The organism is Coleofasciculus sp. G1-WW12-02 (assembly GCF_040219735.1).
Classification (GTDB): Bacteria; Cyanobacteriota; Cyanobacteriia; order Cyanobacteriales; family Coleofasciculaceae; genus Coleofasciculus.
The window spans coordinates 20,188-28,585 of the sequence record NZ_JAVJRX010000002.1 but is presented as its reverse complement, the minus strand read 5'-3'; the positions used below and the strand labels follow the sequence as shown (position 1 = coordinate 28,585).

Annotated in this window: 9 protein-coding genes and 1 tRNA gene; 4 read left to right on the top strand and 6 right to left on the bottom strand. The window is 47.3% G+C overall.

The features are described from left to right. Nucleotides 1–223 precede the first annotated feature (223 nt). The 3 genes from RID09_RS00180 to RID09_RS00170 all read left to right on the top strand — a co-directional run bounded on the left by RID09_RS00180 (nt 224) and on the right by RID09_RS00170 (nt 4,507). Nucleotides 224–1,459 (top strand): RRXRR domain-containing protein, encoded by a 1,236-nt coding sequence (locus RID09_RS00180; RefSeq protein WP_446333936.1) that lies wholly within the window; start codon nt 224–226, stop codon nt 1,457–1,459. Continuing rightward, nucleotides 1,446–2,951 carry a UDP-N-acetylmuramoyl-L-alanyl-D-glutamate--2,6-diaminopimelate ligase gene (locus RID09_RS00175; RefSeq protein ID WP_446333935.1) on the top strand — a complete coding sequence of 502 codons (1,506 nt, stop codon included), beginning with the start codon at nt 1,446–1,448 and terminating at the stop codon, nt 2,949–2,951. Before RID09_RS00180 ends, RID09_RS00175 begins: the two co-directional genes overlap by 14 nt. A 152-nt stretch (nt 2,952–3,103) precedes the next feature. Then, nucleotides 3,104–4,507: a DICT sensory domain-containing protein gene (locus tag RID09_RS00170; protein ID WP_446333934.1), complete on the top strand. Its 1,404-nt coding sequence runs from the start codon at nt 3,104–3,106 to the stop codon at nt 4,505–4,507. Between the two features lie 67 nt (nt 4,508–4,574). On the opposite strand, the gene RID09_RS00165 is transcribed toward RID09_RS00170, so the two are convergent. After that, nucleotides 4,575–4,648, bottom strand: a tRNA-Pro gene (locus RID09_RS00165). Between the two features lie 71 nt (nt 4,649–4,719). Between RID09_RS00165 and lipA the strand changes: the two genes are divergently transcribed. Next, nucleotides 4,720–5,607: a lipoyl synthase gene (gene lipA / locus RID09_RS00160; RefSeq protein ID WP_446333933.1), complete on the top strand. Its 888-nt coding sequence runs from the start codon at nt 4,720–4,722 to the stop codon at nt 5,605–5,607. Between the two features lie 95 nt (nt 5,608–5,702). Here the strand turns inward: lipA and RID09_RS00155 are convergent, their stop codons facing one another. The 5 genes from RID09_RS00155 to RID09_RS00135 form a co-directional block, all read right to left on the bottom strand. Next, nucleotides 5,703–5,996 carry a DUF3593 domain-containing protein gene (locus RID09_RS00155; RefSeq protein WP_446333932.1) on the bottom strand — a complete coding sequence of 98 codons (294 nt, stop codon included), beginning with the start codon at nt 5,994–5,996 and terminating at the stop codon, nt 5,703–5,705. A gap of 122 nt (nt 5,997–6,118) precedes the next feature. Next, nucleotides 6,119–6,472: a DUF2499 domain-containing protein gene (locus RID09_RS00150; RefSeq protein ID WP_446333931.1), complete on the bottom strand. Its 354-nt coding sequence runs from the start codon at nt 6,470–6,472 to the stop codon at nt 6,119–6,121. Between the two features lie 153 nt (nt 6,473–6,625). After that, nucleotides 6,626–7,600, bottom strand: a complete 975-nt coding sequence (locus RID09_RS00145) for a hypothetical protein (protein ID WP_446333930.1) — start codon at nt 7,598–7,600, stop codon at nt 6,626–6,628. 118 nt (nt 7,601–7,718) lie between these two features. Further along, nucleotides 7,719–8,237 carry a phage tail protein gene (locus RID09_RS00140; RefSeq protein ID WP_446333929.1) on the bottom strand — a complete coding sequence of 173 codons (519 nt, stop codon included), beginning with the start codon at nt 8,235–8,237 and terminating at the stop codon, nt 7,719–7,721. Beyond that, a complete protein-coding gene (locus tag RID09_RS00135; protein WP_446333928.1) occupies nt 8,238–8,396 on the bottom strand; it encodes a hypothetical protein in 159 nt (52 codons plus the stop codon). Nucleotides 8,397–8,398 lie beyond the last annotated feature (2 nt).

The window sequence follows — 8,398 nt, the reverse complement described above, 5'->3', positions numbered from 1 at the left end:
GTTCAATAACCCTGCCCTACTTCGTGAGGACAGGGATTGCCGGACAAACGGCGATTTAAACCGTTGAATACCGCACCATCGTCTCGGTTTGGCACAGACTTCCGAATACTTCCCTAGTTCGGATTATCTCTAAGGCTTTTTGTCAAGCCGCTGCGCGAGTCAGGACATCTTAACCGAGATGGCGGGAAGGGACTTATTACTCTCACTCGTGAGGATTATCTCCATGCTACGAGTATCAGTTTTATCAAAATCAGGTAAGCCTTTAATGCCAACTAAGTCTAGCCGTGCTAGGCGCTGGTTAAAGGAAGGCAAAGCTAAGGTGGTACACAATGATTTAGAATGCTTTGGCATTCAGTTAACCTTTGAAACAGGGGAAAACACCCAACCTATAGCCATAGGCATAGACCCAGGCAAATGCTACTCAGGCATCGGAGTTCAATCGAAGCTTGCTACCCTCTGGATGGCTCACTTAGTCCTTCCATTCAAAACGGTCAAGGAACGGATGGAACTACGGCGGGTCATGCGCCGAGCAAGGCGGGGAAGGCGGATTAACCGCAAGCTGCCATACTCTGAGCGCTCTCACCGCCAAAAGCGGTTTGATAATCGTAAGCAAGCTAAGCTTGCGCCCTCAATCCGAGCGAATAAGCAGTTGGAGCAGAGGGTAACTAAAGAGCTGCTTAAGCTTTTCCCCGTTAGCGCCATTCACTATGAATTGGTTATGGCTGATGTGGATAGAACCAGTGGACGTAAGTCGGCTCAGTCTGGTGTCGGCTTCTCTCCGGTGATGGTGGGGCAACGACAGATGCTTAAATGGCTATCTGAGCTGGCAACTGTCACAACTCACCAAGGGTGGCACAAGGATGGTAATGGCACGAGCCAACTCAGGCAATGGCTAGGGCTAGCCAAGGACAAGAAAAATAAAGACCAACAGGCGCCGACGACACACGCCGTTGATGGTGTAACCTTAGCCGCGTTCGAGTTTGCTCAGTGGAGAGAGTGGCACTCTGATAATGCCAAGCATGGTGGCTGGCAAGGCAGTGTCGAAATTACACCCGCGCCGTTTGCGGTAATCCGTAGACCACCTATTAGTCGCAGACAACTCCATCTGTGTATTCCATCCAAGGGAGGCAAACGGCGCAAGTACGGCGGCACAGTTACCCGCCACGGCATCAGAAAGGGGGATAAAGTTATAGCCCAAAAAGCGGGAAAGACTTACACAGGCTGGTGTTCTGGGGACACTAAAACTCAGGTTTCCGTTAGCGATGGAAATTGGAAACGATTGGGGCAGTTTACTGCCAAAAAAGTCCAGTTGTTGCAGCGAAGCACGGGGTTAATCGTCGTGCCTTCAACTAGACCGGTCAAATCTTGCCACTCAATGTGGCAAGATTTGACCTCTATCCCTCTCCGGGTTGCTTCGCTGAACCCGGAGTCTCACGAGGTATACGATGAAGCTACATGATCTACTAAGGGCGATTCCTAATAGTGTGCAAATGCCGAATCATCCAGCACTTGACGCCCAAATCACGGGAATCTGTACTAATTCCCACGCCTGTCAACCCGGAAATTTGTTTATTGGTATGCCCGGAACCCGTGTAGATGGTGGGGAATTTTGGCAAAGTGCGATCGCGTCTGGTGCTGTCGCGGCTTTAATTTCTCCCCAAGCGGCACAAAAACACCCGCCTCAGCCAAAACCCGATGCTGAACCTCCCTGCATTATCTGTGCTACTGACATGACGGTAGCCTGCGCCCAAGCGGCGGCGGCGTTCTACGACTATCCTACCCGCCAGCTTCAGTTAGTTGGCGTCACTGGGACTAATGGCAAAACCACGACAACCCATCTGATTGAATTTTTCCTCACCCAAGCCCAGCGTCCCACTGCCCTTTTTGGTACACTTTATGCCCGATGGCAGGGATTTTCCCAAACGGCTGTTCACACCACACCCTTTCCCGTAGAACTGCAACAGCAGCTACGTTTAGCTGTAGCGGCGGGTTGTGAGTTAGGGGTGATGGAAGTCAGTTCCCATGCCCTGGCACAAGGTCGGGTGCTAGGATGTGAGTTTGATGTCGCTGTATTTACCAATCTCACCCAAGACCATTTGGATTTTCACCGCGATATGGAGGATTATTTCGCGGCAAAGGCATTATTATTTAATCCCGATTATCTCCACGGTAAAGCGATTATTAATGCCGATGATCCCTACGGTAAGCGTTTAATTGAACAACTTGGACGCGATCGCACCTGGAGTTACAGTGTTCATGATGCCTCGGCAGATTTGTATACGAGTGACTTGACTTATGAATTGATTGGTGTTAAAGGAACGCTGCACACGCCAGTCGGTGAAGTGACGTTCAATTCTCCCCTGGTGGGTCAGTATAATTTGTCAAACGTGTTGGCTGCCATTGGTGCAGTGTTAAATTTAGGGTTAGATCTAGACATTGTGATCACTGCCTTAAACCAATTTCCGGGAGTACCCGGGCGGATGGAGCGGGTGCAAATTCAACCGGATCAGGATATTAGCGTGATTGTCGATTATGCTCATACGCCGGATAGTCTGGAGAACTTGCTCAAAGCCGCACGACCGTTTATTCAGGGAAGAATGATTTGTGTATTTGGTTGTGGAGGCGATCGCGATCGCACCAAGCGTCCGAAGATGGGGAAAATTGGCGCTGAATTAGCCGATGTAGCCGTTGTGACGTCAGATAATCCTCGTACTGAAGACCCAGAAAAGATTATCCAAGATATCTTAGAAGGGATTCCGGCTACTGTAGAGCCAATCGTGATGAGCGATCGCGCCACGGCGATTCGCACGGCGATCTTACAAGCCCAACCCGGTGATGGGGTGTTAATTGCTGGGAAAGGTCACGAAGACTATCAAATATTAGGGACAGAAAAAATTCACTTCGATGACCGTGAACAAGCGCGAGAGGCTCTCTTAGGTCGATTTAGTTAGCTCACTCAGGGCGGGTTTACTTACATTTGGGTCAAAGGAAGCGATAGTAGTGAAACCCGCCCCTACATTCCTTAAACCCAAGTTCCCTCGAGGATCGCATTGGGTCAAAATTATGCCATACGCCAAGTGAAGGGTCAAAACTTTCCTCCCTGATGAACTCACTACCTACACTGGATTTGTCCCTTTACCAGCTAGCTCTCGATAATTTGACAACTCCTCAGTCACTCTCAATCAGTCCAGTGGGACTCAAAACCTTAGTTGGAGCCATGGTTGATGTACTGATTGAGGAAAAAGTCCCGGCTACGATCTGGGTTAAGTCTCCATCTGTCGCCGGGTGGCGGGAGGAACTGTTGCGGTATCGACAACAGATAGGTATTCCTCAAACCCTCTATTGGTGTAATTGTTTTGGTGAAGCCTCTGATGCTGTCGCAACTCAGGATGAACCAAGGGTGAACCCGGATGCTCAACTGTTTCCCATTCAGCTAGCCGCCGGAAGCCAGCTGAAACGGGAGTCGTTTCTATTAGTTCTTTGTGAGCAATTGACCAGTCTGATTGTGGCATATCAGCGACTTGAGGGGGAGAGTCCTTATCAGTCTCAGTCATGGCTGACTATTTGTACCTTTGAGCGACGAGTGATCTATCAGGTTTTGCAGGGACTCCGAGGAAGTATTGCGATCGCAGATAGTACACCCGATGAGTTACTAGCTGGAGGGAAAAACCCATTTTCTTTGGTTCGGGCGACAGATGAAAAGATATTAATCACCCAGGTGTTGATCAAGCAGTTACAGCGAACGGAGGAAATTTTACAGTCACGGACAATGGCTGAATCGGGACAAAATAGCGCCATCACCCAATTAACCCATCACCTCAGCCATAAAGACGAACTCTTGCGGCGAGTGGCGCAGGAACTGAAAACCCCGTTAACGAATATGAAAACGGCGCTAAGTCTGTTGGAGTCACATCAACTCAAACCCGCCCAGCGCCAACGTTATATGCAGCTACTCAATAGTGAATGCGATCGACAAAATTCGTTGATTGTGGGATTGCTGGATCTGGTTGAAGCCGACGAACCCCAACCTAGAGTCAAGTCTGTTGTGGAACTCGCACAGATTCTTCCCGGTGTGGTGAGTACCTATCAGCCGTTGGCTCAAGAGAAAGGGATTCAACTCGGTTATACCATCCCAGCTGATCTGCCAAGTGTTTCCTGTCGAGAAACTTGGTTACGGCAAATCGCCATTAATTTACTACACAACAGTCTCAAATTTACTCCCCCTGGGGGTCAAGTGAAGGTGTTAGGGAGTCTTCAGGGGGAATATGTTCAGCTTGCGTTTACCGATACAGGAAGTGGAATTGCGGCGAGTGAAATTCCTAAGATTTTTGATAGTTTTTATCGGGGGCGTCCAATTCCTGGAGAAGAAATGGGAGCGGGTTTGGGATTAACCATTGTGCAGCAATTGTTATTGCGTTGTGGGGGTTCAATTTCGGTGAAGAGTCAAGTGGGCAAAGGTGCGACGTTTAAAGTATTATTACCCGTTACCGACTGTTGTGCTAATTGATAAAATTGATCAGGCTCTACCGTTAGCAGAAGCAGATGACCAATAATTTGGCAATCAACAGAATAAATCGGGATGACAGGATTTGAACCTGCGACCCCCTCGTCCCGAACGAGGTGCGCTACCAAGCTGCGCTACATCCCGCAATATCTCATCCATACTACCACAGACTTGCTAGGATTAACACTGGTACTTTCGTGGGAGCATGTTCAGGAGTGGTCGTTAAACCTGAATGGTTAAGAGTCAAAGCACCGCAATGGCAGCGTGTGGGCAACGTTAAGGAAATCTTACGGGATTTGGCACTCAATACCGTCTGTGAGGAAGCCTCTTGTCCCAATATCGGCGAATGCTTCAATGCTGGCACTGCTACCTTTTTAATTATGGGACCTGCCTGCACCCGTGCTTGTCCCTACTGCGATATTGATTTTGAGAAGAAACCCAAACCCCTTGATCCCACAGAACCCACCCGATTAGCGGAAGCGGTAGGGCGACTGAAACTTCACCATGTCGTCATTACTTCGGTTAATCGGGATGATTTACCTGATGGGGGTGCTTCTCAGTTTGTCCACTGCATTGAAGCGATTCGCGCTATATCGCCTCAAACCACCATTGAGGTATTAATTCCTGATTTATGTGGCAATTGGGACGCTTTAGCCACCATTCTCCAAGCCAAACCCGAAGTCCTCAACCACAACACCGAAACTGTCCCCCGACTCTATCGACGAGTACGCCCTCAAGGAGATTATCCGCGATCGCTCGAACTTCTCCAACGTACCCATGAACTCGCCCCCTGGATTTATACCAAATCTGGCATCATGGTGGGATTAGGTGAAACTGACGCCGAAGTGCGCCAAGTGATGCAGGATATGCGAGCCGTCAATTGTGATATTCTCACCATTGGGCAATATCTTCAACCGAGTCAAAAGCACTTAGGCGTGACTGACTTTATCACCCCAGAACAGTTTGATACTTGGCGAGAGTTTGGCGAATCTATCGGCTTTTTACAAGTTGTCTCCTCCCCCCTCACCCGCAGTTCCTATCATGCTGGAGAGGTGAGAGCATTAATGCAGCGCTATCCCCGACAAGCGCCGATGTTGGGATGAGTAAGTTTTGAGCAAGTAGGGGCGGGTTTTACTACTATCGTTTCTTACCTCACCCCGATGTAACTAAACCCGCCCCGACTATAACATCCTACAACTTAAGACGAAGAACGCTTTTGCATAATCCCTTGGCGAAAACCTAACACGACCAAAATATTAGACAGGGTTAAAAAAAACTCAGCACTCCCATGCAACCAATCAACATTGGCTAATTGCTCCCCCAAAGCCACCTTTGCATAAATTCCCGCCGGAATCGTCACCGCCACAAATACCAACAGCGCATAAAATCCAATCAGCGCCAACCGTGGGGTTTGTCCGGAACGAGTTAGAAACCACAAAAAACCTAGGTAAGGGAATAAAGAAACCGCAAATAAAGTATCTTTGGAAATCATCACATTATCGAGTTAAAGTATGGGTACACAGAGAGACGTGCGCCCTTGTTAGTTTGTCCCCTAAGAGTATTGATTTTGCCAAAAAATCAGCGCTTTATTATACCACTGAACGGGTATTTTGGCTAAACAACATCAACAGGCGTCTTAGATTTTTCGGGTTCGCTTGTATCACTGTGATCAGATTTTCGGGAACAGCGCCAAATCCACCAAGCGGCGGCACAAAGCGTAACATTTCCTAATACCGTCATCGAGGCTTGCAGGGTAACCAACCAATCCAACGATTCAGGATTGTCAAAAAAGTGCCAGGTACAAGCACACATCGCACCGACTAATGCCGGGAGCATAGCACAAGACAATGCCCACCAGTAACGATTGCCCGTGATTTCACCATAGCTCCAGATTAACCAGATAGCGGCAATCCATTCGATAACGCTAGAGACGTGAATGATCCAAGTGGGAACTGAGAGGGCATGCATAGAGAAGATTTACTTTACGCGATCGCACAACCTAAATCATTCTAACCCCCACCGTCGCTCTTTGGCTCATTATCAGCCCGTTCCCCTATCTCTGTTGACAATCAGCTAAGATGAATGGCACTGATCTTAAATAAAAAAGCTTCCTTGAAACCTTTAACGACGATAACGTTCTCGCTCAATTTGCAAACGCTGTCGGACTAATTTGTAGATTTCCTGTGCCAACATCCGCAAATTGGATTCACTGACAAGTTCCGGTTCGGTTGATGGGGAAGACGTAGCAATTTTTACAGAGGGTTGAATCGTTTCTATGGGGATTTGGTTGGTTCCAGAAACCGTTGTTGTTTCCGCTTCGATTAAATCCGGAACATCGCCCCATTTTTTCCCTGGATTAGCATAAATGGGACGAAACCCTTCTGGGGTAAACATGAACCCTTCAATTTCAGCATCATCTTTATCCTTAATAACCCGTGAATCCCTAGGGAGAGGACTATCCTCACCTACTAATTCAGCCAAACTTGACCAAGATGTTTGTGTACTCTGACTAGAGGGTTGACTATCTAGAGTCAATGCTAAATTTTCCCTTTGGGAACGGGTTAATTTTAATTGTGAGAAATTTGTCTCAGGTAAAGGATTCTGGTCATTCTCTAAATCCCTTAAGGAAAAGTCTTCTAATTTTTGCTCAGCTAAAGATTCAAAATTCAGACTTAATCCCTGCAATGTAGAACGAGAAGATTGACCTAAAACTTGAAATTGACCTAAGGCAGTAATCGGGTTTAATTTTGCCAAACTAATTGGTAATGGCGGAAAGGCTTTGGCTGGCTCAACCCCTGGGTCAATGGTTGCAGTTAAGTCAGGTTTATCTGTGTTTTCAGCATATTCATCAACCCTCTCTAGATTTTCCTCAATCTGCTCAGACTGAACAGGTATTTTTCTTTTATCTGCAATAGCCGTAGCTGCTTTCTGGGTTATAGTCGCTAAGAGAGTTTTCCCAGTCGAAGAAAGTAGGTCTATTTTATGAATATTTGAGTGAACGAATACAGGTAAAGAATGAGATTGACTCGGTGTCTGTCCCAACGGTTTAGCTGGAAGTAATGGCTTTTTTATCCCAAGTGGTATTTCGGAAATCATCAGTTCTTTGAAACTAAAAACTCAATCAGGGCAAGTTTTAAGGTGATTATCAATAGCTGGCACGAAACTCCCTAAACCCGCCCCTAAAGACGAATAATGGCACGGGGAGCATTTCAAATTAGTTACTAGGGAAATAGCCAGTGCGATCGCGTTGTACATTGGTACTGGCACCACCTCCGCCTTGCTGGGCGAGAACCTTTAAGCCTTCGTAGGCGAGAGTCAATTCCTCAATCGCCACGGTACTGGAACTGGCTTGTAAGGCTGGCGTTTTCCAACCGACTGGAACCGCACCGATTAATGTCCAACATTGCATGGTTTCTCCGGCTTGGTTAAAGACCAAAATGTTTACATTACGCCGTTCTTTTTTACCGGGATTGAGCGTCTGATTGATCCACTTCCAGAACACTAAATCTTCAGTAATCCCGCGCTTCAGGGTAACATCATCAAATTTGGCTTGCTTGAGAAAGATACGTTGCTGTTCGTTGACTCCTCCTTCAAAGTATACTTCTTTATCAATCTGCACCCCCAAACCTGAACACTCGCTAAATGAGGCAGTAATCTGACTTTCGATTTCGATATAAAATCGATTAGCGGTGACGTAGTTAAGTTCGTGGGTAACATTACCATTGTCAGCCATTTATAGTAACCCTCTGTAGTTTTTATGGCGTTCCCGTTGTTTGCGTAAATCCTCTTGCATTAGCTGATACACTTGCTCGCTGAGTTTCCGCAGGAGCAAAGGATCTTGGGATACCTTGGCAGCAAGTTTTAAGAGAATCCTTCGTTGTTCAGGGTTCATCA